The organism is Mitsuokella multacida DSM 20544, assembly GCF_000155955.1.
Lineage (GTDB): Bacteria > Bacillota > Negativicutes > Selenomonadales > Selenomonadaceae > Mitsuokella > Mitsuokella multacida.
In genome coordinates this window covers 260,327-285,338 of the sequence record NZ_GG697141.2, presented here as the reverse complement: position 1 = coordinate 285,338, position 25,012 = coordinate 260,327, and the positions used below count along the sequence as shown (strand labels likewise).

Genomic DNA, 25,012 nt, shown 5'->3' with positions numbered 1-25,012 from the left:
ATCGCTATCGGTTACCGTTCATTGCACTTCATTTCAACATTCAAAAAGGGGATTACGACTCTATGCTCAATCAAGTTTCTGTATTCGCTGAAAACACGAAAGGCGCTCTGCGCAAGATGACGGCAGTGCTCGCCGCAGCGGACATCAACATCTACTCCATGCTCGCCAGCGACAGCGCTGAATTCGGCATCATCCGCCTCGTGCTGACGGACCCGGACCGCGCGCTCACCGAGCTCAAGAAAGCCGGCTACCAGTGCCATATCGACAAGGTCATCGCCGTCGAGATGGGCGACACGCCGGGCAGCCTCGACGCGATCCTCAAGAACCTCGAAGAGGCCAACGTCTCGCTCGACTACCTCTACATCTCCTATGACCGCCAGGCCAGCCAGCCGGTCGTCATCTTCAAGACGCGCGAGCCGGAGGCCGAGACCTTCCTGCGCGGCAAGGGCTACAAGCTCGTCGACAAGTTCTGACCAGCCTTGCGCACCTGACTCAAGCACCGAAAAAGGAGCCTGTCACATGATTCCATGTGACAGGCTCCTTTTGTGTTCCGATTGGTTTAATCAGCAAGCAGTGCGATCAGAGCAATTCTGCCAAGTCGAAGATGAGCTGCTGCGTCTTCTCCCAACCGAGGCACGGATCCGTGATGGACTTGCCGTACGTCCCCTCGCTGATCTTCTGGTTGCCGTCCTCGATATAGCTCTCGATCATGAGCCCCTTGACGAGCGACCGGATGTCCGACGAGACTTTGCAGCTGTTGACGACATCCTTCGCGATGCGGATCTGCTCGAGATACTTCTTACCCGAGTTCGCATGATTGGCATCGACGATGACCGCCGGGTTCGCGAGATTGCGCTTATGGTACGCCTCGTAGAGCGAGCGCAGGTTCTCGTAGTGGTAGTTCGGCATGCTGTTGCCAAAGCTGTCGACATAGCCGCGCAGGATGGCATGGGCCAGAGGATTGCCCGTCGTGCGGACTTCCCAGCCGCGGAACAGAAACTCCTGCGAGTGCTGTGCCGCCTCAATCGAGTTGAGCATGACCGAGATGTCGCCCGACGTCGGGTTCTTCATGCCGACCGGGATGCCGATGCCGCTCGCGATCATGCGGTGGAACTGGTCTTCGACCGAACGCGCACCGACCGCCGCATACGACAGCAGGTCCGACAGATAGCGGTAGATTTCCGGATAGAGGATTTCCTCTGCACACGTGAAGCCCGTCTCACGCACGACGCGCGCATTCATCTCGCGGATCGCGATGATGCCGCCGAGCATGTCTTCCTTGCCCTCCGGGTCCGGCTGATGCAGCATGCCCTTGTAGCCGATGCCGATCGTGCGCGGCTTGCTCGTATAGAGGCGCGGCACGATGAAGATCTTGTCCTTGACCTGTTCCTGCACCGGCACGAGGCGATGCACGTAATCGAGCACGGCCTCTTCGTTGTCGGCCGAGCACGGGCCGATGACGAGCAGGAAGCGGTTATCCTTGCCCGTCATGATGTTCGCGATGGCCTTATCGCGCTCCACCTTGATTTTCTTGACGCGGTCATCTATCGGGAACTGCTCCATGAGCTCCTGCGGCGTAGGCAGCCTACGGATGAATTCCATTTGCATTTCCATATTCAGTGACTCCTCTCTGACGCTTCTGACGCTGTGATGCCTACCATTATATCATAGATTCTGCCGCCACCATAGAGAGCACATGACAAAATTCGCTATATCCGCGAAAAAATTTCGGTAAATGTCGCGTCCTTCCTCACGAAGCGCACAGAGATGCAATAGGAGTGAAACGATTCACTTCGAGACAGCGACCCAGCCCGCTGCCGGGATGATGCGGTAGAGTTCCTCTGGCGTCAGGCGCACGGCGCTGTGGTCATCGCCCGCCGCCGGGTAGACCGTCTCAAAGCGGCGCAGCGACTCGTCGAGGTAGACCGGCACACCCTCCTTGATCGCGAACGGGCAGACGCCGCCCGGTGCATGGCCGATGAACGCTTCCACCTGGTCGAACGGGATCATGCGTCCCTTCTTGTGGAACGCCTCCTTGAAGCGGTGATTGTCCACACGCACATCACCGGCAAGGATGACGAGCAAGGGCGCGCCGTCCACGAGGAACGACATCGTCTTTGCGATGCGCCCCGGCTCCACGCCGACTGCCTCAGCGGCAAGTTCCACCGTCGCCGTCGACGTTTCAAACGTGATGACGCGGTCCGCCATCCCCTTAGCGGCCAGAAAGGCCTGTACTTTCTCGATTGACATAGCAGATTCTTCTTTCCTGATAAGAGTCAACTACCCGCGACTGAAGTCGCGAGCTTGAGGGAATCTTTCGATACCTCAATTTGCTTAGATAGGCCAGGCTTACTGCATTCGCAGTCTTGCGAGGTACAGCAGAGGTCCGGTAATTACCAAAGCCATTAGCGTCCGCAAGTTGCCAAACGGACAAGATAGGTTTGCATCAATGCATGGATACGAGCTTTGCTTTGGCTCGCGCTAGGATATTCTTGGCCGCATTCACGTCGCGAAGGTGGTGTATCCCACATTTCGGGCAGATCCACTCGCGGTCCTTGAGCGTCAGTTTCTCTTTGCCGCTCATGATATGGCCACAAGCGTGGCAGGTTTGCGTCGTATTCCGCGGGTCGACGGTGACGAAGTTCTTGCCGTACAGCGCTGCCTTATAAGTCAGCATACTAAGGAACATCCGCCAGCCATTGTCTTGGATGCTCATAGCCAGGACATGGTTCTTCAGCAGATTCTTGCTCCGCAGTTCTTCTACTGCGACCAGATCGTGGTTCTTGATCAGTGTCGCGGAAGTGCGGTGCAGGAAATCTTTGCGGCGCTGCATGACTTGTGCCGTGAGCCTGGCGACGAGCAAGCGCTGTTTCTCGACGTTCTTTGCCTCACGGAGCGGGCGATGCTCTTTCTTGGCACGGACAATCCGACGGCTCAGCTTGCGCTGTGCGTTGGCCAGCCGTCGTTTCTGTCTGCGGTAATAACGAGGATTGGCCACAATCTCGCCATTCGAGTCGGCATAGAAGTTCTCGATGTTCAGGTCGATGCCAATCTCTGCCTTTGTTTTCGGGCTGGCTTTCACGAATGGTTCATCGGAGCCGAGTTGGAATGACGCAAAGTAGCGGTGCAGGCTGTCTTTCGTGATGGTAATCGTGCCGATGCGGACTTCCTTCATGGCAAAAAGTCGGTCCAGTATTTTACGCGAGCCTTGGAAGCGGATGCGTTTGAGCTTGGGCAGCATCAGATGATGCTTGTCGAGGAAGCGGGCGTTACTGGTAAACAGCGAAATCACCGTACCTTGCTGTAATGCGGATTCGTCTGATACGACTCGACGGTACGTTTTTCTTGGTGGAAGTTCGGCACACCAGCATGATGGACGGCACGGAACTGCTTCCAAGCATGCTGGTAGTTCTGCCGTGCATTGGCAATGGACTGCGCATCGATATCGGGATGCCGGAGCCATGGATAGCGGTCTTTCAATGCTGTTACCGTGCGGATTCGCTCGCGCAGTGCCTCGATGCGCTTCTCGATGAAGTCGATGTAGATGCTCCGTCTGCCGAATCGTGCGATCTCCTTGTTCACAGCGACATGTTCATTGTAGACGCAGCGTGCCGCATCCGCATTGCGTCGAATCATCTCTTTCTGTTGCTGGCTGGGGTAGATGCGGACTTTCAGGCCGTAATGATAGGCATACTCCGCCATCTTCTTATGTTCCATTTTATTCGCCTCCTTCCTACTTCTATTATACAGCATATAAGATTGCCTAACAAGCAATATATCGCTATAATAAAAAGGAAGGAGTGTGATACACATGAAACGGAAAGAGCGCATCCCAGATGCAATCTATGAGCGTGGATACGTCTACAATTTCCACTTTCATCTGATCTGGGTGACGAAGTATCGGAACCCAGCCTTCACGACACCGGAGCTCGTGCAGGAGATGAAGGACATCTTGCTGCGCATCGCGCAGCTGAACGATGTGACCGTCGAAGAGCTGGAAGTCATGCCAGAGCATGTGCACATGCTCATCAGCTTCAAGCCAAAGTATACGCCGACAAACATCGTCAAGGCACTCAAAGGCGGCAGTGCCAGACTGTTCCTAAAAAAACATCCCGAGATCAAGCATGATAAATTCTGGGGCGGTCATATCTGGTCACGCAGCTACTATATGAGCACACTTGGCAACATGAGCAAGGAAGTAGTCGCAAAATACATCCAGAATCAGTATTCCAAGTGACTACCGTTGCGGCCATTCCTCTCCTGACTGAAGTGAGAAGATTCCTGGCCGCATTTTAATTGAAAACCTAGAAGGATTCTCGTATCTTTACTGCATTCGCGAGTCAATCGCAAAATCCTGCCTCAGAGTCCATCAAAATCCGCCGTCATCGCCGCCGTAATCGTCACCGCCATAGCCGCCATAATCTCCGTAGTCATCATCGTGGTCAGCACCCGAGTAGTCGCCGTAGCTGCTGTAGTCATCATTGCCATAATTGCCGTAATCATCATAGTCCGGCTCGTCATCCCCGTGGTCTTCCTCATCGTCGACCGACCAGTCTGCGTCCCAGTCGACATCATCATCATGGAAGCCATCGTCATCTGCATCGTAGTCATCTGTGCCATCGGCCCTGTCATCTGCATCATCCGCGGTGTAGTCGTCTCCGTAATCGCCGTAATCGCTATAGCCATCCGCATCCTCTGCATCGTACGAATCTACATCCGACTGCTGCTGTGTGCGCTGCGCCACAGCCATCTGGTCGAGGCGCGCCTGCTGGGCCTCCGCATCGTGATGGCGCATCAGCGCCGCCCCAGCCACTGCGCCGGCCACCGCCGCAGCCGCCGACATGCGGCTGTCGTGCTGGCGATTCAGCATATTCTGCCGATGGATCCGCGCCAATTCCCGGCACTGCTCCGCCGTCAGGCGAGGGCCAGCCGCCCGCGAAACCCCATTCGGCCCCAGTTTCGTCACCGGAGCCGGCCCGCCTTTCGCATCAGCCCCTCCTGCAGCAAAAGCCGTGGCTTTCGTCTCCGGTCGGACTGGCTCAACCGGCTCCACCGCCATCTCAGCCTCCGACTGTCTCGTCTTCATCGGACGATTCATCAAAAAAACAGCTGCACCGGCAATCAGCAGCCCCAGCAATACCGTCCCCATGACCATACAAAGCACCTCGAATCTAAAAAAATCTTATCCGGCAAACGACTTCTGATACGTCCATCATTCCACGCCCGGCCAGTGCTCGACAAACTCGATCTTGATGTCTGGGAAGCTATCGACATACTGGATCGTGAAGTCCTCGCCGTAGTCCACGAACTGCCACTCGCCGATGTCATCGGGGAAATGCTCGACCGCCTTGACCCGCAGATCCGGGAAACTGCTGACAACCTTCACCTTGATGTCCGCATTGTACTCCACGACCTTGACCTTCCCCGCCAGCCGGATGCCCTTGTAGTAACCATCCTTGTTGATAGGCGAAGCCGCCAACGCCACCGTCGACAAGACGAGCAGCAGCAGAGCCGCCAGCATCGTCATCACGCCGAATCTCTTTCCCATGACCATCACCTCCATATCGTCCACTGTTATCTTCATATATATATTCGATATTATTAGAAGAATTCGATCTTCTCAGCTCAAATTCCTGCCACAATGCGCTATCTGCCAAAAACCGCCTCCCCATCATCGATGTATCAGCAGTCAAGGATGACAGGAAGGCGCTTCTTCTCACGGTTTTATGTTCAGCTGGTCAGATGGCTTGCACGGAATGGCGCTCGACGAGCCAGCAGCTCGTCATGATCTTGAGCGGATGCTGCCTGCGGTCAGCGATAAGGCTCAGCAGGCGCTTGACAGCGGCGCTTCCCATACGCTTCTTCTCGAGGTGGATGGTCGTGAGCTCGGGGCGCGTCATGGCGCTGATGGTCAGGTCGTCGATGCCGATGACGGAGACGTCCTCCGGCACGCGCTTGCCGATTTTCTCGAGCGCCAGCAGCAGGTTGATGGCTAAGATATCGTTGTCGGCGAGGATGGCTGTCGGCAGGTTTTCTGAGTCAATCTGCTCGACGAGTGCATTCGTATAGGCGCGGACATCGTCAGGCGCGCAATACGAAAAGGCCGCATCACCAGACAGGCCGAGCTCCAGGAGCGCCTGACGGAATGCACGGCTTCTCGCCTTAAGGTTCGGCACGGCGTACGTCGTGGTCAGGTGGCCGATCTTTCGATGTCCTTTGTCGTAGAGGTACTGCATCGCGCGGTAGACGGCCTCCTCATTGTCCATGACGACGGTATCCTGGTCGAGATGGCGCATCTCATTGTCGAGCACGACGAGCGGCGCGGCAAATTCCCGCAACAGCGGTGCCATGTCCGGTTCCAGCTCTGTCCCGAGGAAGATGATGCCGTCGTCATGAGCCTCGTTGATGACAGGAATCATCGCTGCCAGATTCTCCGCCCGCACATTCATTATGGTCAGTGAATAGCCGTGCTGGCGTGCCGTGCTCTCGACACCGTCGATGACGCGCGTGATGAAGTCGCCATTCTGGCGGACCATGTATCCCTTTGCCTGATACTTGAGGAAGCAGATGTTCCGCGGCTTGTCCGGACTGCGGTGCGGCAGACGATAACCACAGGCCTCTGCAATGCGCCGGATCTCCCCGCGCTTCTCCTCGCTGACGCCGGGCTTGTCGTTGAGCACGAGCGAGACCGCCGTCTTCGAGACGCCTGCCCGCTCAGCAATGTCCTGCAACGTGACCATGCCGCCATCCCCTTCCTATTCTCCAGATCTTCTCTATGATTCGTTACTTCTCATCTTCCACATTTCCGGCGGATTTCCTGCAACGAAACGTCGTACGGTGCCCGGGCAATGCCGTATTCCGTGACGATGGCCGTGATGAGGCTGTGGTCCGTCACATCGAAGGCCGGATTGTAGACCTTGATTCCCTTCGGTGCCATGCGCTCCTTGTACCACATCTCCGTGACTTCCTCGGGCGGACGCTGCTCGATCTTGATGCCTGCCCCCGTCGGCGTCGCGAAGTCAATCGTCGAAGTCGGCGCACAGACGTAGAACGGGATGCCATAGTACTTCGCGAGGATAGCCACGCCCGAAGTGCCGATCTTGTTCGCCGCATCGCCGTTGGCCGCGACGCGGTCACAGCCGACGAATACAGCTTGGACCCAGCCGTTCTTCATGACGGACGAGGCCATGTTGTCGCAGATCAGTGTCACATCAAGCCCCGAAGCGCTGAGCTCATAAGAGGTCAGCCGTGCGCCCTGCAGCTGCGGCCGCGTCTCGTCGCAGAACACATGGAAGCCATACCCCTTTTGATGCCCGAGGTACATTGGCGCTGTGGCCGTGCCGTACTTGGCCGTGGCCAGCTGGCCAGCATTGCAGTGCGTCAGCAGGCCATCGCCCTTCTTGACGAGCGTCAGGCCGTACTCACCGATCTTGCTACAGATCCAGATATCTTCGTCCTTGATCTTGACGGCCTCATCGTGCAGCATCTGCTTGATTTCAGCGAGCGGCTTCCCCTTGGCCTGCAGGACGACCTGCTCCATGCGGTTGAGCGCCCAAGAAAGATTGACTGCTGTCGGGCGCGACGAGTCGAGATACGCCTTTGCCTCCCGGAACCGGCGCAGGAATTCCTCGTAATCATCCGTCTCGATCTCCCGCGCGGCGAGGTAGATGCCGATGGCCGCCGCATCGCCGATAGCCGGTGCCCCGCGGACCGCCAGCGTATTGATGGCCACCCAGATTTCCTTCTGCGTTTTCAGGTGCAGGAGCTCCGTGCGCCCCGGCAGCTTCGTCTGATCGATGATGACCAGTGCATGTTCCGTATCGTCGAGGGCTACCGTCTCGTAGTCCATGATGCTCTTCTCTTCCGTCATTTGAAAATCTCCTCTCTTCACTTCATCACGCACGCAAATCACGAAGCCCGCTGTTCCGTGCCCTGCCGCGGGAATCTCGCGATAGCCTGCTCGATGGCCCGGCGATAGTCTCTGCCACAGCGGAAGCCGCTGCGCTTCATGATGCAGGTCTTCGCTAGCGTCAGGATGATGCGCTCTGCGCGGGCCCTCTTTACCGGATCTTCAATCGAAGTGATGTCCTTGACATTGGCGATGCCAACCGTGCGGCGGATCATTTCAATGCCCATGACGCCGGCCGTGTCCGCGAGGACCGTGCCGAGGTAATAGTCGAGGAAACCTTCTGTCTTGGCCATCTCATCCGTGACCCTTTCCTGATACAGAGCCCAGAACTTCGCAATGAACTTGTCCAGGATCTCCTCGATGGTCTGGAGTACCCAGCCGCAGAATCTCTGGCGCTCTGCCGCATCTGCAATCGTCGCATCGCCATTGCACCAGGCGAAGAACATGTTGGCCAGGATATTACCGATGTCGTAGCCCATCGGGCCGTAAAAGGCAAACTCCGGGTCAAAGACAAAAGTATGCGTATCGTTGATGAAGATGGAGCCCGTGTGCAGGTCGCCGTGAATCAGCGACTGCGCGTTGTTCATGAATTCAAATTTCAGCTTGGCTGCCTCGAGATGCAGGGCCTTGTCCCCATAGATCTCCTTCTGCACAAAGTCGGCATTCGGTGGGAATACGTGGTTGCGCTTAGCACAGTCGTTGTAGGGCTCAGTGTAGACGAGGTTCTCGGTCAGGTCGCAGAGGTCTGGGTTGATGAAACTCTTGACGAGCTCCTTCTTCTCCTGATGGTCCATGACGATATCCGTCGAGAGCAGCAGTGTCCGCGCCATGAAGGTCGAGATATCCTCTGCAAAATGCGGGTAGATATGATGTTCGAGCAGCCCCGTGCGCATCATCGTATGGCCGACCATGTCCTCCATCGTGATGGCACACATCGTGCCGTCGTAGAGGTAGACATGCGGCACGAGCCCCGGTGCCAGCTTGCCCTGGATGGACAGGATCTTGGCCTCGATGCGGCCGCGGTCGGTAGACAGGTGCATGTCCTTCGAGATGCGCAGCTCCACGCCCGCCTGCTTGACGATGATGGTCTTGCCCGACTTCGCATCACGGACCCGGAAGACGTAATTGAGATTGCCATCGCCGATCTCCTCAGAGGTCAGGACAGCATCATCGGCAAAGAAATCCGGCAGCTTCGTGCAGACATACGCGGGTACATCTTCTGCCTTCATCAGGAAATACTTGCTGTAATCCGACATGATGAAAAACCTCCTCAAATAGAATCATCTGGAATCATCAAATCATTGTTTCGCGACTAAACTTAGCCAAACAAAGAAGTTAACGTTCAGCGAATATCACAGAGACAGACTGCCAGGATAGCGCCATCCCTCGAGCTCCTTGACGGGAACCACATCCGGCTCATGTCCCAGCACGGTCAGTGTCTTGTAATAGATCTCTGCGAGCTCCTCGACGTAGCTGGCCTTGAGCAGTGCCTCCTTGAGGTTCTCCGCGACAGCGATGACGCCATGCGCCTGCATCAGCGCGACATCCGAGATCTTGAGCGGCTCCAACACCGACTCCGCCAACGCTTTTGTGCCGGGGCGTCCATACGGTGCCACAGGGATATAGCCCTTCTTGCAGCCGAGCAGGAAGAGCTCGTAGACGATGGCCGGGATGGGCTTGTTCATCACAGCAAAGGCCGTCGCCGTCTTCGAGTGCGTGTGCACGATGGCCCGCACGTCCGGCCGCGACCGGTAGACCGCCATGTGCATCATGCTCTCGCTCGTCGGCTTCCTGCCGGTCAGCGCCTCGACCGTCCTGCCCTGCTGGTCAATGATGACGACATCCTCCGGCGTCATCTCGTTCCGGTCCATGCCCGTCGGCGTGATGGCAATGAGCCCCGTCTCCGGGTCAAGGCAGCTGAAATTCCCCGATCGATGACGGCAAAGACCATCCCGTTCTGCCTGCTGCGCATAACGGACCACCTCACGCTTCTGAGTCTCCAGCATAATGACGCCCTCTTTCCATGAATCTTTCAAGTTTTCCGATATCTATATTTTACAAGCATTAACTTAACAAATCAAGTATTATTTACTATTATTTACTAAAACGTCATCAAAAAGACGAATTAGGTCATATTAGATGATTATCTTTCTCATATAACAAAAATGACGTTCGGAGCCATAAAAAAAGCGCTGCATGCTTCAAATCCCACGGGAACTAGTCTCCCGCGTCGGTTGAAGCATTCAACGCTACGCTTTATTATACCAGGAACGTGCTTACTCTGTCCATTCATCTGGGTAGAGTCTAGGATCTGGAAACCCTAATTGAAAAGAGATCTCATACTTACAAGCTCCAGCTTGCTGTCCCCAAGACCGCTCTCCTATTTTCCCTTCTGTAGCTGCCCCATGGATATTCCCTATAGGCTTTAAACGTTCTTTTCGATGATGGATTTACAATCTAAGTGCAACAGCTCCTAGACAACCAAATAAAATGACACATAGACCTCTCTGTTATAATGGTGTTTGAACAGAACTACCTACAGCAAAGGAGAGCCTATGTGCCACTACACACATCTTACACCACCTGAGCGAGAAAAGATACTCTTTTTTCTTGCTCAGGGCAAATCCATCACGGAGATTGCCTATCTGCTGAACCGGAGCAAGTCGACCATTTCTCGTGAGCTTCGCCGCAATGCGGCTCCTGTGGGCCAGCCTATGTCGTACTGCCCGTTGACTGCGCAAGCGCTTTACAAGCGGCGCAGGGAAGCCTGTCGTCCGCATAAGCGCCTTGAGAATGCCCCCCTGCACTCCTACATCCAGATCTGCATCCTGAAGTACCACTGGTCGCCAGAAGAGATTGTTGGACGAATCCAACTGGAGCATAGCTGTCGGCTTGTCAGCGTTCCAACCATCTACCGTGCTATTCACTCTGGCCTGCTGAACCCGCCAGGGGCTTCAGCGAAGTTTGTACTTCGGAAGCTACGGCATCACGGGAAACGGCGTCACAAGAAAGGCAGCGAAGAACGTCGTGGCAAGTTCGTCATATCGCACCCCATCGAAAATCGTCCTGCCAGCGCGGCGAACCGTTCCGTCCGAGGCCACTGGGAAGCGGATACCGTAGTAGGCAAGCAAGGAAAGGCATGCCTCGTCACGTTGGTGGACCGGAAGAGCCGGTACTTGCTTAGTGGAAAGGCCATGAGCAAGACCGCTGTTGCAGTCAACAAGGTGATGTGTGAGGCGCTCTCGGGGCAGCCGCACTTGTCGGTCACGCCGGATCGAGGGAAGGAATTCTCAAAACATGTTCAGCTCAGAAAGGAGCTGAAACGTGTGACGTTCTATTTTCCTGCTCCGCACCATCCGTGGGAGCGCAGGACCAACGAGAATACCAATGGGCTTCTGCGAGAGTTCTTCCCGAAGGGCAAGGACATCACGGACATACCAGAGGATTACATCCAACGGAAGTACCATGAACTGAACCTGCGCCCTAGGAAGTGCCTTGGCTACAAAACACCATATGAGGTCTATTTCTCAAAGGTGTTGCACTTAGCTTGACAATTCACCACCTATAATACCGAACAGGATAAGTCCCATCGCTCAACCTGCCCGATGGCGCTTCTGTTCTATGCTGCCATGGTCTCAACCTTGCTCCTGTATGTATTTAACTTGGTCGGTATCTTAGTCGCTTTACTTGGTCGGTCAGCGACCAAGTTGTTTCTTCCTATACTTCTGATTCCGACTGCGAGGCTTATCGGGAATCGTCATTTCTATAGCTCCTAGTGCTAATGCCAAATTCAGATAATTCTTGCGAAATGTCGGCCTATGGGAAAGGCCCAGTCTCTCCATGATCTGAGCAGCTGACAGTTCCTCGTTACCAAGAACATCAAGCAATTTCTGTACGGAAGGATTCGTTTCTTTAGCCTTTTCATCGGCATTGCCCACGACTGTCGTTCCTGTCAGCGTGTCAAGAATGATCCCCAGCAAGAACTCAACAAAAGCACTGCTATCAGATTGTCTGTCCGATTTACCGAGCGCACCATAGTACTCCTGCTGCCGAGAGCGAATCAGTTCCTCGATCGGCAGCCAGTAGAATATCTCATTCCATTTCCCCAGAAGCAGACTATGCCACATCCTGCCCATACGCCCATTCCCGTCTGCAAATGGATGAATAAACTCGAACTCGTAATGGAAAATCGCACTGCGAATCAATGGGTGTATCTCCGAGAATCGGTACCAGTCGAACAAATCCTGAATTTCTCCAGGTACCAATCTCGCCGGAGGAGCCATATGTACGACTACATCTCCATCAAATACGCCTACCCCGCCAGAGCGAAATTTCCCATTCTCCGAAATCAAACCATCCATCATCATCTTATGTGCCTTCAGCAAGTCTTTCACTGAATATGGGTCAAGAGAAAGCATCATCTCATAGGTATCGTAGGCATTCTTCACTTCCCGGATTTCATTCGGATTTCCGAGGATTCGTTTACCGTCAAGAATTGCCGTAACCTGCTCAAGGGACAGGGAATTTTGCTCGATGGCGAGCGACGAATGAATGGTCCTTATTCTGTTTTCTTTTCTAAGGTGCGGATTCAAAATGCCATGTGAGAGCACCTTAATCCTGCCAATCTGTTCACTGATAGCAGCAACCAGATTTGTAATCCTGTCCGTCATATGAAATGGCGGTTTATATTCACTCATGTGATTCATCACCTCATTCCTATAGTACCGAACAGGATAAGCCCTATCGTCTCAACCTGCTCGATAGCTTCTCTATTCCATGCTGCCATGGTCTCAACCTTGCTTCTGTATGTATTTAGCCTGGTCGGTATCTTAGTCTCTTTCATTCAATGAAGTTTGAGAATTGGAGAGTTCAATCATTCGATCACACAAAGCCCTCAATGCCTTTCCTTAGTTTTATCAGAAATCGAACTGTCCATCTGTTTCAAACAGATGATCAAGTTCTTCAATTGACATAGCCTTCAGCACTTTATCCCGAATAGCACTTTTTGCCATATCCAGTCTCTTGAACTTATTGTGTCCAGCTGCATCTTTGCTCATGCGAATCAGCTGAATTCTTCCAAGTCCCGGATTCAATCGTGCATATTCTGCGAAACCTTTAGCCTTTCCAAGGTTGTCTTTAAAATCAGGATTATGCGGTTCCAGAATATCAATCACATACTCAGATATCGGATCTTTGCGTACGATAATAAAATCTGGATATGTGGGTTTTGTATCGCCATCCTCATCATAAGGGATGCAAAGGGCCCAAGAGCCACGTGAAGGATTTCGAATCCAGCATACAAAATCATGTCTCTTTTCTTCCTCTTCAATAACACCGGATTCCCAACTATTGAGCTTCAAAGATGCCACGCCAGTATCGCCATTAACAAACAAATGATCCCGGTAAGGCTTCCCACCTATATCGTGTGGAACCTGAATGGTCTCTGGAAGCCTGAAATTGTGCTTGCTGACTTTGTCGCCATCAGAAACAATACTATCGTACTGTTTTCGAATTTTTTCTGAGTCGATTCTCGCAATATATCTGCGATATTCATCATTCCAACTATGAAATTTATCTTGTGCATAATTGTGTAACTGATTCATGCACTCATCATCAGCAACAAAGAGAATGACCTCTATCTCATATCCAGCAGGATCACCCAGATCACCGTACTTATTTGCATAAGACAGGCCAACACCTTCATTTCCTAACTTGGCCTCTGCCGCGCGGAACTGGCGCTCCAAATCCGTATCCGTTGTAGTGAACATGTCATGCACCGAATAGTTGTCAACACTTTCTCCGAAAGCATCGAATATCTGTGTCGCCAACTTAAACTGCTTGACCTGAAGCACAAGATCATCATAAGAACCGCCTGCTTTAAGAGCCAAGGCATGATTGTGAATCATCTCGGCAATTTCATCCTGCACCTCTCGTATTGCTTCACGTCTCAGATTCGACATGGTCAAAAGATGAGCAAGTTTGTACAGGGACTTCAGATAATTGCTAATCTGATAGGTTCTTACATCGAAAGTCAACAGACCAGAATCATTGATGAATTTCATGACCGCCTCGCGGTCAAACAAGTCTTCGCTTTCTTCTTGCTGGTCACCTTGCTCAGCTTCTTGATTCGCGGTTGCCTTTTGCTCTTCATTTGAAGGTACTTCCGAAGCGACACTATCTGTCGGAGTCTCGACACGATGTTCTGGATTCTCAGATGAATGATTCGACGTCTCATGGTTCTCAATTGGCTGCTGGGCAGAATCCCCGTTCTCATTATCAACGGCATATGTCGTTAGATTCTGTGGCTCCTGCGAGGCCTCATTATGCGAACTATCCGTCAAATTTGTCCCATCTTGATTTAAAAAATCCTCAAAAGACATCTGGTTCGGATCTTCGTTATCCTTTTTCTTGCATGGCTTCTTTACGGTCCAAGTTTCAAACTTTCGTCCAGAGGTAGATTCCCCATAAATATCTGTCGGGATTTCTCCGCCTTCTGAGTTCTGAAGCTCATCTACCACATCTTTTACCGTGCTTTCATTAAAGTACGGCAAAAACAGATGCACATTGTTTAAAACATCATCGACCTGAATATGCATCTGCATTGGTGTCCGCACCATACGTCCGAGGAGCTGTGCAATATAAGTTGCATCGCTGGCATGCCGGAATGACATCATGGTTTCAGCTCTCGGGCAATCCCAGCCTGTAGATAGGTTTTCCTTAAAGAAAACTACTCGTATATTCTTGTCGTCGGCGATGCGTGATGGCTCCACATAGCGGACTTCCAAGCCATTAACTGTAATGGATGACTGTGTCTGTCCGAAAGTATGAACGACTTGTCCCGGTTCAAAGTGTATCCCGACTCTTTCCTCGATCTTGCTGAGGCAATCATCAAGATTCGTGTCTGACAACTTTTTCCCAGATCCATTCAACACTTGGATAATAAACACAGGATTGACATAGGCATAATGCTGTTCCTGACAATACTGCGTCCAATGTCCCCATTTTTCCTTCCAGTCATCTGCAGCGGCCTGAAGAATCGCCATATCATTATTGATAGCGTCTTCTTCCGGATATGTGATAATGATCCGATCCTTCAGTAATCCGGAGGCCCGCACTTCATCTGCTGTAACCACAACTTTATGAATTGTTGAGGACGTGTTTTCTACCAACTTATTAAACCGCTGCGTCGTTGCGGACATCCCAATAACAACAGGCATCGGTGGGATATGATCGGAATCACTTCCCTTGATGAATTTCTGCATGATCGTTGTCGCACGGCTTGCTTCACGTCCCTGCATGCCACGATGGGCTTCATCAATGATGAAATAGAGCCGATTGCTCTTTTCTCTTACCGTGTTAGAGATGGTCTCCCAGATTGTATAGGTTCTTCCGTCTCCATGCTTTGTAAGATTCGAAGAAACCGACAGCTTCTGGGTATTCAAAAAATAGATATGTCCATCCTCGAATGTTTCCCGGTCAAATGATTCCTCCGAAACAGTTACACACTGTCCGAGACGAATCTTGTCGGCCTTTGCATCTATCTTCAGTTTCGATTGCTCGTTCAACTGAGGAGAATCTGACAGCCATACAAATACTGCATTCTGCTGCTCAGCAAATTGGCTGTCTCCGAAATAAATGTCCTCGATCAGGGATGCCATAATGATCGTCTTTCCAGCACCTGTAGGAGCAGTAAAGGAGACAACCTGTGGTGTATGCGTTCTATGATAGCCGCCCATTGCCTCGGCTGTATTCAAGCGAAGAGCATCCACTGCTCTTCGCTGAAATGGGAAAAGTTCTACCTTCATAGTTACCTCCCTGTGTTGATGCGGAAATTATCCAGATAATCCCGGTAAAGCTGGTAGCAATCTTTGCCCTCATAAGAGCGTATCATTTCACGGTATGCAGATTCCGAATCCGTGATGATGTAAATCGTCTGTATTTCCGGATGCTCTGTCAGCTTGGCATCAAACTCCGAGTAATAGGTCTCATCGATCAAAACAGCGAACTTGTTCTCCGAAAGCACGAGCATCTTGGGCAGTTCATCACTCTCCAGGTTTGGGCAAGGGCCGATGCAGTTTGCCTTCATCCACAAGACGGGTAGGAGCTCCTTAAATTGTCTGCCGAGCGCAACAGCGTTCTTATCGAGAAATCCCAATTTAAAATATGCTGCGTTTGCCTTGAAACCATCCGCCATTGGGATGTCACTTCCGATATAGTTACCTTTTAGTGGCTTACCATTCGCATCATGGCCTTCAATGCTGCAGACGGTGCGCGGCCATGTGACGTAACGTGCGATGCCGAGCTTTTCCCATTCTCCGTCGCCAGGTATGTATCCTTGCTTTGTCAGGACTTTCGCTTCAGACTCTGAGACCTCGTTGTTCGTAACCATGATGCAACGACGATGACCGCCGTCTTCTGCATTAAGAAGGTTGACTGCATGGAGAGTTGTTCCGGAGCCGGAGAAGAAATCAACAATCAAGGCATCTTTGTTCTCGCCAACATAAAACTTCAAGACATCCTCTACAGCATAAAGTGATTTCGGAAAAGGAAAATTTCTCTTTGGCAGAAATTTTGACAACAGATTTGTCCCATATGTGCTTGCATCGTGACAATCCCGAACCCACATAGACTTAGGCTCTTTGTCTATCTCTTCATCATCGTTCCACTCCAAGATTAAAGATCCATCTGTATCTCGCCCTCGAGAAACAAGAATTCCGTCATTTAATTGTTCTTTTTGCTTTTTCTTTAAAAACACAATTGCCCATTGATCTCTTTTTTTGTTATATGCTCCAAGTTTGGCAATCCCTTCTGTCACATATCTTTTTAAAGTTTCACTTCCTAATTGCCATCTTCCTTCACTATTATCAGTTCTAATAGGCCAAACTGCTCTAAGGCCTATTTGGGGTAGCTTCTTTTCTACCTCATGTCGGTTTTGTGTAAGTGGCAATGAATCTCCTACAAATTCTATTTTCCGCTTATTTTCATCTACCCAAACCGGGTAAAAAGTTTTGGTGATTCTTGTCGTGATGAGCCAGAAGAGCCTCGCCTCAACATGCTGTTCCAAATTGTATCGGTTTTTTGTATCTTTGCATCTGGGTTGCTATTATCTGTAACGTCCAACATAGAGTATGATAGTTTGCAAATATTCATGCTTCCAAATTGAAGCAAATATATGTACTCGTCGCATCTTGCAAATTGCCCGACTCGGGTTGAAGCTTTTTTATTAATTCTACTCGTTATCATCTGCATCCGAGCTTCGGGGAATATTTCTTCAATGAGCATATTCTTTCTCATCTATCGTCACAATAAGAACAGAATTCTCCGGATTCAGAAGTTTCTTTGCCAGTTTCAGCCGCTTTTCCATAAATGACAACCATTTGCTGTGACGGTACTGATCTGAGCTGTCGACATAATCATTGTTGTATTTCCAGTCCCGCGCGCCGGTATTGTAGGGTGGGTCTATGTAAATGCAGTCGACTTTCTCGGCATAGAGATATTCCAGAAGCTGAAGCGCATGATAATTATCCGCTTCGATAAGCGTGTGCCAAAGATCAGAATCCGGCGCATTGCAAACAGAATCAACTGGCTTGAGATATGGATAAATTGGCTCTCCGAATTCCGCCACAGCTACAAGATCATCCATCTTAAACTCCTCTATATTATGATCCTGCCTATGCTCACAGGTTGCTGTCTCTCCGTCAATGGACCGGACGATATAAATGTCGTCGACCTTTCCAGCCTTGAGTGACACCTTTGATCCTTTCTTGATTTTGACGTCGTAGAGGGGAGTACATTCAGGAAGGTGTTCCTCAAATACAAGGCCGAACTTCTTCTGCTTACTCATTTTGTCCACTTCGCGAAGGATTCTATCGCGGAGATCCGGATCATCGATCTGTTTAATTAAATCCTGTAGTAGCGCCACAGTTCTTCACCTCATTCTTCTGTTATCGTTTTACTCTTTATATGGTAGGCGATTCCTTTGTCTTCACAAAAGGCGATCACCATCTTTGCGCATTCATTGTAGAAGTGACGATGGTTTTCAAAAGCATTAGCAAATTTGCTGTAATTCGTCCGGCCGAAAATAATCCGGTCTGTAAAGCTAACTGCTTCAAGAATCTCGTTCAGATCTTGATCAATCATATTTGGTGTCGGGTAGGGTTCTATGCTTACCCAAGTCTTACATCCGGCTTCGTGCAGTGCTTTGAGCGAAGCAAGCCGCTCTGCATATGGAGCAGCTCCCGGTTCCACGTGTTTTCTATATTTCTCATCTAAAGAAATCAGAGTAATGCCATACTCATTTTCCTTTGACAGATCTGAAAGTTCTGGTGGCAAAATTCCCTTTGTTAATGTTGTACATTTAATACCGGCCTCATTCAGCTTTTTGATCGCTGCGATGCTCATTTCTTTCACTTCGTCATATCCGTACATAAATGGATCAGTCGTGAAGCAAAGCTGTACAAACTGGATTTTATCTTTAAGTCGCGGAATTTCTTTATCCAACAACTCCAGTGTATTTGATACCAGTTTCGGTTGCAACCATTCTTCATAACTTTTAATCTGTCCAAACCTTTTCTTCATCAGATAGGCATAGCAAGGGTACTTACACCCATGTGTGCAGCCCTGCACATGATTCATGGTGTAATCTCCATATTCCACGCCTGTTTGATATAGCATGGATTTTCTTTTTATAGTCTTCAAAATGGTCTTAACCTCACTTGTCTATTAGTTCTTTACGTATTCCTAAACGATATTATCTGCTGTTTTTTCCCGGAACTTGGATCAACGATTGTTCCGATGCGGGCATCATAATATTTTTTTAAATCGTTTTTGATTGCCTTACGAAACCCATCTGTTGGGAAAATAGGATGATAATCTAATACGCTCCAAATTTCTTCTAAAGGAACGCTATTTTCTCCTGAAAAAGATTTCTGAAGATATTTTGCTATATCATGAATTCCGTAACAGGAATCATCCGTAGGAAACGTTACGCCAAATCCATTACTAGAGAAATCCAGTTCCATTTGAACGTACCCATCGTTCGATCCCTTTGTCGAGGACTGGCCTCCAAAGACCTTCCATGCACAACTTTTATAAAGCTTGAATCCTTCAATATTGCTTGTGCAATGAATGAGATCATACATGAGAGAATTCTTTTGGTTATAGAAAGGGAACGATGCTACAAAATATCTTCGATTACCTTTCATATAATCTATGATTTCTTCTACTCTTTTCTCATAGGCGTTTTTATTACTCCCGTACGGCAGCAGTTTTTCGAAGTCTTCCAAATATGTATGCTCATATTTTTCTTTTGCCGTACTGCTCTTGGCACTGCCAATAGCACGAATCGGATCAAGCAAGGCATGGTTAATCATTACCTCACCCCAGTGTCTGAAGAATGGCAGCAAGGCGCGCCATTCTATCGACGCATCATAAGGATCATAGAGCAAGAAATAATGGTAGTGGCTTGAATCATTCAACTGTGGTCCTATATTTTCAAGAAGTTCCTTAGCATCTTCATTGGAAGTCACAATCTTGAAATTTTGCCCTTCATCTGGCAGATGCTTCTTCAATTCTTCAACTCGGGCAGAATTTAAATCATTAAGATAAATGAAGACCTGTTTATCAGTGTATGTCCTTGCCACATCCAGTAAGGCATTTGCCACCCTTATTGGTGTTCCATAAATAATATTCCCGCTTTGATCTTTATAGACTCCGGAGTTGCACATACAGTCTATAAAGATAAGGCCATTGCATTGCCTATTAAGCATGAGTTTCTGCGCCCACGCTTTGATATACATCTCTATTAGCTCAAATTTTTTTATCGTATGAGGCTTGGCTTCTGTAATAATCTGGCTCTTTTTAACCGGCATGTAATTTACTCCTTTACTTCTCCTGCATCTTCTGCTGTCGGTATTAGTTCCATAATATCCCCGATGTCACAATTAAGAGCCTTACAGACCTTTATTAAGACTTCCATACTGACAGTCTCTCCCTTCGACAGCTTGGTCACAGAAGACCAGCTGATTCCGGCTTCTGCCTGTAAGTCTTTCTTTTTCATATCCTTGTCTATCAACAATTTCCAAAGCTTTTTATAGCTGACTTCCACGGTGTCCACCTCTTTTTGATGATGGATTTACAATCTAAGTGCAACAGCTCTTAGACAACCAAATTAAAATGACACATAGACTTCTTTGCTATAATGGTGTTTGAAAAGAACTACCTACAGCAAAGGAGAGCCTATGTGCCACTACACACATTTTACACCATTTGAGCGAGAAAAGATACTCTTTTTTTCTTGCTGAGGGCAAATCCGTCACAGAGATTGCCCATCTGCTGGACCGGAGCAAGTCGACCATTTCGCGCGAGCTTCGCCGCAATGCGGCCCCTGCGGACCAGCCTATGTCATACTGCCCATTGACTGCGCAAGCGCTCTACAAGCGGCGCAGAGAAGCCTGTCGCCCGCATAAGCGCCTTGAGTATGCACCACTGCGTTCCTACATCCAGACCTGTATCTTGGAGTACCACTGGTCGCCAGAAGAGATTGTCGGACGGATCCAGCTGGAGCATGGCTACCAGCTCATCAGCGTCCCGACCATCTACCGTGCTATCCACACGGGCCTGCTGAACCCGCCAGGAGCTTCAGCGAAGTTTGTACTTCGGAAGCTACGGCATCACGGGAAACGGCGTCACAAGAAAGGCAGCGAAGAGCGTCGTGGCAAATTCGTCATATCGCACACCATCGAAGATTGTCCTGCCAGCGCGGCGAACCGTTCCGTCCGAGGCCACTGGGAAGCGGATACCGTAGTGGGCCAGCAGGAAAAGGCATGCCTCGTCACGTTGGTGGACCGGAAGAGCCGGTACTTGCTTGGCGGAAAAGCCATGAGCAAGACCGCTGCTGCAGTCAACAAGGTGATGTGTGAGGCACTCTCGGGGCAGCCGCACTTGTCGGTCATGCCGGATCGAGGAAAGGAATTCTCAAAACATGCTCAGCTCAGAAAGGAGCTGAAACGTGTGACGTTCTACTTTCCTGCTCCGCACCATCCGTGGGAGCGCGGGACCAATGAAAACACCAATGGGCTTCTACGGGAGTTCTTCCCGAGGGGCAAGGACATCACGGATACGCCAGAGGATTACATCCAACGGAAGTACCATGAACTGAACCTGCGCCCCAGAAAGTGCCTTGGCTACAAAACACCATATGAGGTCTATTTCTCAAAGGTGTTGCACTTAGCTTGACAATTCACCATTGAAGACAATAAAACACAAGGCCTGCCGCACTCGGATATTATATCATTTTTAAAGCTCAGAGGCAATAGAATAACTCCGCATATGCAAGAATACTCTACTCATCTGATTGAATATTCTCCGTGTTTTTGTTATTATCTCAAACTTCGCACACCTGAAACCCTTATGAGATAAGGCTCCATCCGGTTTTCAGGCATGCATCATCGTCATATCATGCACACTGTTTCAGGCACTTTCCCCATAGATTGGGCAGTTTTGCCACGAACAGATTGAGCAGCCGGTTAATCTACTCTTCGTCAAGAATCTCTGCTTCCTTAGCGCAGTCCATCAGCAGGCTCAGCAATGAAGCCAGAGCGTCCAGATAGTGCAGGTCTTCCAGTTCATCTATCGTCAGGTAAAAGAGCTCGCCAAGGCTCCGCTCATCCGTGTTACGCCGTTGTTCCAGCGCAAGCATCACGTAGCGCGCGAAGACAATGGCTGTGTGAGCGGTCAGGGCATCGTAGGAGATAGATCTCGTTTCTTTGCCCAGCTTCAGATAGGACTTGCACATCTTGAAGAAGACCTCGATGTTCCAGCGCTTGCCATAAGTCTGGATGATCTCTTCTTCGGACAGTGTCAGGTCCGTCGAGACCAGGACAAGGTAGTCGCTGCGCTTGTTCTTGTTGCGGACGTAGACCAGCCGTACCGGAAGGTGCTTGCCATCCTTGACGGCCTCTGCCTCTACGGAAAGCAGGTACGCGGAGCGCCCACGGCGCTTCTTCTGCCCTAGGTAGATGGTCTTGACGTCCTGCATGCGGCCTTGGAAGCAGAAGTGCATCTTCTCGCTTTTCTTGACACGCGCGATGACGTCGTAGCCGAACTCGTGGATCTGGTGGAGCGATGCCGGTGAGCAGAACCACGAGTCGAACAGGACGTGCTGGGCAGAGACACCCGCCTCGCGCGCTTCACGCAGCAGTGTCAGGACTACCTCTGGAGCCTTGCACTGCGCCAGCTTGCGCTGCTTGTCTCCGTTGCTGCGCGGGTCGACGTCTTCCAACGCGCCCTGCAGTTGCTGCTGCTTCGACGACGAGGACAGCAGGCAGTGGCTGAGCGGCAGGAAGGTATTCCCGTCGCTCCAGCCGAGCGTGAGCATGCGGAAGCCCTTCACGTACGTGCCGCTGACATGGTCGTAGACGCGGGCCAGCAACTCTACTTTCTTGGAGCGGTTGCGGCTGAACAGCGAGTCGTCGATGATGAGGACGTTCCTGCGTGCCTCGCTCGTCAGCGGCGCGATGGTCTTCTGGATGATGGCCGTACCCAAGAGCAACGTGAACTTGCGCCAATGGATGGCGCAGGAGTTCAGGAAGCGGTAGAACGTGTTCCGCTCGAACGGAATGGAATCCGGCGCATCCTTCTTCCGCTGGTAGAAGGAGCGCCGCTGGAACACCGCCTCGAACGCGACGAGGAAGATGGCCATGACCGCAAAGCCGCGCAGCTTGTAGGCATTGCAGCTCCGCAGGATCCGGCTGACATGGAACTCAGCAAAGAATTGCTGAATCTTGGAAGAAGTTGCTTCACAGGAGTGATGGTGATGTGGTACAATATTCATAGCATAAGCCCTCCGTTTGTGTTGTGGATTTTGGTTACTTTCATTATACAAAACGGAACGAGCTTATGCTATTTTTATTTCGCAGGCTGCCGCTAAAGATAAATCAGCGGTTTGGCAACTGCGAAGTTTGAGCCTCTTATTATTTCCTCAGCATAATTAGGAAAGATATCTTGTAACGTGTAATATAATTCTTTATATTACATAATAATACAGTCCTCTCTAAAATCATAAAATTAAGATAATCTCTCCGACCTAAGTATATTATTCCATCTTTATTCAAAATAAATTATCCAAGGATATCTAGAAAGACATCCATATTCCTATTCTCTCCGTCATTTCTTAAAATATAATTCTTTTGCCTTATTCCAAGCAGCTTCTTCAATAGTTTCAGGGAAAATATCTAAGCCCTTTGCAATCCCCTTGTATCCAGCATAATCGACGGTCTGATCATCAATGTGACAGGTATATAAAACCGGCCGAAATGTAAAACCATTTAGATTGGTTGCACGAACCCAGATTTCCACAGTTTTATTTCCCCTGTCAATCGTTATGAAATCTTTCGCATACATACAGGTTTGCGTTGCTGATGAATAAATCCAGTTCCATCGATCTTCAGCATTGGATGACATATGACTGATTCCATATTGATCACACACATCATCGGCTGCCTTTTCTATATCACTGTCCGGCGCAATTTTCTCCATAGGATACTGGCTTTGTTTTATTATTTTTCTTTCGCCCGTATTTTCATCATAGATTGCATGCTTTATTCCTTGATACTCGCGCCGATCTAAAAAGATATGATATTCTCCTATGCATAATGGCTTTCCATCAGATATGACTTTTTCCCAAATTGTGATAGTATGTGTATCAGGATCATACTGTGCAGTCTGTCTATCATAATACATCATATCTCTATTATCTTTTCCAACGTAGACCCATCTAGAATCCATATCAGAGGCAAATACGGTAGATGTCATCAAAACAAGAAAGAGGACTATTCCATATATCCCCTTTTTATTAAATAGCTTATCCATCTAACATTTCATCTCCATAAATTTTCAATGCTCATGATAATAATTTCTTGCCCAGATCAAATAAGCCATATCAGCGTCGGTAGGTCTCGATTCTGGATAAAATTTACCATTTTCCACCATAAATGGACGTACAATCATATTTTCTACATCAAACAAAAATGTGTTTACACTATCACCATATTGAGGTGCAGATGTTTTTCCGAAAGCGTATACAAAGCCATTTGCTTTATCACAACGTATATTGTTTATATCGATATAATAGTTGTATCCCCGACTTCTGTCTCCAAATATAAACTCCCATGTTGGCGACTTGTTTACAGGCGCATCTGTAATTCCTAAATATTGATATAGACGTTTCTGATATTTTTCAGCATACGACTCAGGCGCAATAGGTTCCAATCCAACAGATTTTCCACCTTTATATGCAAATCCTTCTGTATGCCCTGGTAAATATCCCATTGCACCTGTCCGGAAAATCTTATTTTCGCAGACATAAATTTTCATACCTGATACACATTTCACGCCGCTTACTTCATTAATACTGCTTGTCGTAAAAGAAATTATGCCAGCATTTTTGTCATATTGAATAGAATCCGCATCAATACCAGAACGCCAACTATTACTTCCATAAAACGGCTGCATCAATATTACTTTCCTGAAACTTGTTTCATTCTCTTTTATTTTCTTTTTAAGTGTTTCTTTCTCAATTGTTTTTTGGCTGTCTGAGTATTGCTTTTTTAATTGATTGTTTTCATTTTGTAATTCAATGATTCTTTTTTCGAGTATAGCTGCTCTTTCAACGGCTTTCTTATCTTCCATTATTTTTTCCAGATTGATATTATCTGGATCAACGGTCGCTTGAATTGTGCAAATCCATATGATATGTTTTTGGTCACTTGCAATCTTTGGCAAAATTTCTTCTTTTTGAATCGATAGAACCTGAGCAGAAACAACACGCATATCATCTGCTGTCAAAGTCTGACCTTTTGTCTTCGAGTAGCTCTCTACATACACGCCAGCCTTCTCCGCTGCTGTACGCATCGCTTCAGTACGTGCCCTCTCTTTTGCTGTATTGATATTTTCGTCAGGACCATCACCGATCAGGTACTCTCCCGTAGCCTCGATATTCTGTGGAGCTGCATCCACACTCGGAGCAGACAAGAAAAAAGCCAGTGCATTGATGAATACGACGCCTGCTACCACATATGACTTCTTATCCATGCTGAACCTCAC

At 49.5% G+C, this 25,012-nt stretch carries 23 protein-coding genes and 1 pseudogene; 4 read left to right on the top strand and 20 right to left on the bottom strand.

Annotated features, from left to right (window positions below; translation table 11 throughout):
• Nucleotides 1-62 precede the first annotated feature (62 nt).
• Complete coding sequence (locus tag MITSMUL_RS01415; RefSeq protein ID WP_005839268.1) at nucleotides 63-473, top strand: hypothetical protein; 411 nt, start codon at nucleotides 63-65, stop codon at nucleotides 471-473.
• 106 nt (nucleotides 474-579) lie between these two features.
• Here the strand turns inward: MITSMUL_RS01415 and MITSMUL_RS01410 are convergent, their stop codons facing one another.
• The 4 genes from MITSMUL_RS01410 to MITSMUL_RS12935 all read right to left on the bottom strand — a co-directional run bounded on the left by MITSMUL_RS01410 (nucleotide 580) and on the right by MITSMUL_RS12935 (nucleotide 3,717).
• Nucleotides 580-1,614 carry a 3-deoxy-7-phosphoheptulonate synthase gene (locus MITSMUL_RS01410; protein ID WP_005839266.1) on the bottom strand — a complete coding sequence of 345 codons (1,035 nt, stop codon included), beginning with the start codon at nucleotides 1,612-1,614 and terminating at the stop codon, nucleotides 580-582.
• A gap of 174 nt (nucleotides 1,615-1,788) precedes the next feature.
• Complete coding sequence (locus MITSMUL_RS01405; RefSeq protein ID WP_005839263.1) at nucleotides 1,789-2,250, bottom strand: YbaK/EbsC family protein; 462 nt, start codon at nucleotides 2,248-2,250, stop codon at nucleotides 1,789-1,791.
• A gap of 196 nt (nucleotides 2,251-2,446) precedes the next feature.
• Entirely contained in the window at nucleotides 2,447-3,292 is an 846-nt protein-coding gene (locus MITSMUL_RS01400; protein WP_005839261.1) for an RNA-guided endonuclease InsQ/TnpB family protein, read from the bottom strand.
• A complete protein-coding gene (locus MITSMUL_RS12935; protein ID WP_211205203.1) occupies nucleotides 3,289-3,717 on the bottom strand; it encodes a helix-turn-helix domain-containing protein in 429 nt (142 codons plus the stop codon). Before MITSMUL_RS12935 ends, MITSMUL_RS01400 begins: the two co-directional genes overlap by 4 nt.
• A gap of 94 nt (nucleotides 3,718-3,811) precedes the next feature.
• Between MITSMUL_RS12935 and tnpA the strand changes: the two genes are divergently transcribed.
• Nucleotides 3,812-4,237, top strand: coding sequence for an IS200/IS605-like element ISMmu1 family transposase (gene tnpA / locus MITSMUL_RS01395; protein WP_005839258.1), 426 nt, complete (start codon nucleotides 3,812-3,814; stop codon nucleotides 4,235-4,237).
• 132 nt (nucleotides 4,238-4,369) lie between these two features.
• Here the strand turns inward: tnpA and MITSMUL_RS12020 are convergent, their stop codons facing one another.
• The 6 genes from MITSMUL_RS12020 to MITSMUL_RS01365 all read right to left on the bottom strand — a co-directional run bounded on the left by MITSMUL_RS12020 (nucleotide 4,370) and on the right by MITSMUL_RS01365 (nucleotide 9,915).
• Nucleotides 4,370-5,149 (bottom strand): hypothetical protein, encoded by a 780-nt coding sequence (locus MITSMUL_RS12020; protein WP_156779527.1) that lies wholly within the window; start codon nucleotides 5,147-5,149, stop codon nucleotides 4,370-4,372.
• 63 nt (nucleotides 5,150-5,212) lie between these two features.
• Nucleotides 5,213-5,548: a 7(1) septoil knot domain-containing protein gene (locus MITSMUL_RS01385; protein ID WP_050751616.1), complete on the bottom strand. Its 336-nt coding sequence runs from the start codon at nucleotides 5,546-5,548 to the stop codon at nucleotides 5,213-5,215.
• Between the two features lie 190 nt (nucleotides 5,549-5,738).
• Entirely contained in the window at nucleotides 5,739-6,740 is a 1,002-nt protein-coding gene (locus MITSMUL_RS01380) for a LacI family DNA-binding transcriptional regulator (RefSeq protein ID WP_005839254.1), read from the bottom strand.
• 50 nt (nucleotides 6,741-6,790) lie between these two features.
• Nucleotides 6,791-7,870, bottom strand: coding sequence for an S-methyl-5-thioribose-1-phosphate isomerase (mtnA, locus tag MITSMUL_RS01375; RefSeq protein WP_005839253.1), 1,080 nt, complete (start codon nucleotides 7,868-7,870; stop codon nucleotides 6,791-6,793).
• A 38-nt stretch (nucleotides 7,871-7,908) separates the two neighbouring features.
• The gene (mtnK, locus tag MITSMUL_RS01370; RefSeq protein ID WP_005839252.1) at nucleotides 7,909-9,165 is read right to left on the bottom strand and encodes an S-methyl-5-thioribose kinase; all 1,257 of its coding nucleotides are present in this window, start codon (nucleotides 9,163-9,165) and stop codon (nucleotides 7,909-7,911) included.
• A gap of 96 nt (nucleotides 9,166-9,261) precedes the next feature.
• Nucleotides 9,262-9,915 (bottom strand): class II aldolase/adducin family protein, encoded by a 654-nt coding sequence (locus tag MITSMUL_RS01365; protein ID WP_005839251.1) that lies wholly within the window; start codon nucleotides 9,913-9,915, stop codon nucleotides 9,262-9,264.
• A gap of 549 nt (nucleotides 9,916-10,464) precedes the next feature.
• Between MITSMUL_RS01365 and MITSMUL_RS01360 the strand changes: the two genes are divergently transcribed.
• A complete protein-coding gene (locus MITSMUL_RS01360) occupies nucleotides 10,465-11,460 on the top strand; it encodes an IS30 family transposase (protein WP_005839250.1) in 996 nt (331 codons plus the stop codon).
• Nucleotides 11,461-11,604: 144 nt separating this feature from the next.
• On the opposite strand, the gene MITSMUL_RS01355 is transcribed toward MITSMUL_RS01360, so the two are convergent.
• From MITSMUL_RS01355 to MITSMUL_RS01330, 7 genes are all read right to left on the bottom strand, one after another.
• Nucleotides 11,605-12,606 (bottom strand): Fic family protein, encoded by a 1,002-nt coding sequence (locus MITSMUL_RS01355; RefSeq protein WP_040635705.1) that lies wholly within the window; start codon nucleotides 12,604-12,606, stop codon nucleotides 11,605-11,607.
• Between the two features lie 219 nt (nucleotides 12,607-12,825).
• The gene (locus MITSMUL_RS01350; protein ID WP_005839247.1) at nucleotides 12,826-15,714 is read right to left on the bottom strand and encodes a DEAD/DEAH box helicase; all 2,889 of its coding nucleotides are present in this window, start codon (nucleotides 15,712-15,714) and stop codon (nucleotides 12,826-12,828) included.
• Between the two features lie 2 nt (nucleotides 15,715-15,716).
• Complete coding sequence (locus MITSMUL_RS12495) at nucleotides 15,717-16,973, bottom strand: DNA methyltransferase (protein ID WP_084778521.1); 1,257 nt, start codon at nucleotides 16,971-16,973, stop codon at nucleotides 15,717-15,719.
• A gap of 207 nt (nucleotides 16,974-17,180) precedes the next feature.
• Nucleotides 17,181-17,753 carry a DNA methyltransferase gene (locus MITSMUL_RS12930; protein ID WP_211205202.1) on the bottom strand — a complete coding sequence of 191 codons (573 nt, stop codon included), beginning with the start codon at nucleotides 17,751-17,753 and terminating at the stop codon, nucleotides 17,181-17,183.
• 89 nt (nucleotides 17,754-17,842) lie between these two features.
• Nucleotides 17,843-18,544 carry a radical SAM protein gene (locus MITSMUL_RS01340; RefSeq protein WP_244944608.1) on the bottom strand — a complete coding sequence of 234 codons (702 nt, stop codon included), beginning with the start codon at nucleotides 18,542-18,544 and terminating at the stop codon, nucleotides 17,843-17,845.
• Between the two features lie 95 nt (nucleotides 18,545-18,639).
• Nucleotides 18,640-19,779, bottom strand: coding sequence for a three-Cys-motif partner protein TcmP (gene tcmP / locus MITSMUL_RS01335; protein ID WP_005839242.1), 1,140 nt, complete (start codon nucleotides 19,777-19,779; stop codon nucleotides 18,640-18,642).
• A gap of 5 nt (nucleotides 19,780-19,784) precedes the next feature.
• A complete protein-coding gene (locus MITSMUL_RS01330; RefSeq protein ID WP_040635258.1) occupies nucleotides 19,785-20,015 on the bottom strand; it encodes a helix-turn-helix domain-containing protein in 231 nt (76 codons plus the stop codon).
• A gap of 133 nt (nucleotides 20,016-20,148) precedes the next feature.
• Between MITSMUL_RS01330 and MITSMUL_RS01325 the strand changes: the two are divergent.
• A pseudogene (locus MITSMUL_RS01325) lies at nucleotides 20,149-21,145 on the top strand (IS30 family transposase).
• Between the two features lie 295 nt (nucleotides 21,146-21,440).
• On the opposite strand, the gene MITSMUL_RS01320 reads toward MITSMUL_RS01325, so the two are convergent.
• The 3 genes from MITSMUL_RS01320 to MITSMUL_RS12015 all read right to left on the bottom strand — a co-directional run bounded on the left by MITSMUL_RS01320 (nucleotide 21,441) and on the right by MITSMUL_RS12015 (nucleotide 25,000).
• Nucleotides 21,441-22,742 carry an IS4 family transposase gene (locus MITSMUL_RS01320; RefSeq protein ID WP_005839237.1) on the bottom strand — a complete coding sequence of 434 codons (1,302 nt, stop codon included), beginning with the start codon at nucleotides 22,740-22,742 and terminating at the stop codon, nucleotides 21,441-21,443.
• Between the two features lie 332 nt (nucleotides 22,743-23,074).
• Nucleotides 23,075-23,779: a hypothetical protein gene (locus MITSMUL_RS01315; protein WP_005839234.1), complete on the bottom strand. Its 705-nt coding sequence runs from the start codon at nucleotides 23,777-23,779 to the stop codon at nucleotides 23,075-23,077.
• 24 nt (nucleotides 23,780-23,803) lie between these two features.
• Nucleotides 23,804-25,000, bottom strand: coding sequence for a hypothetical protein (locus MITSMUL_RS12015; protein ID WP_005839233.1), 1,197 nt, complete (start codon nucleotides 24,998-25,000; stop codon nucleotides 23,804-23,806).
• Nucleotides 25,001-25,012: the final 12 nt, after the last annotated feature.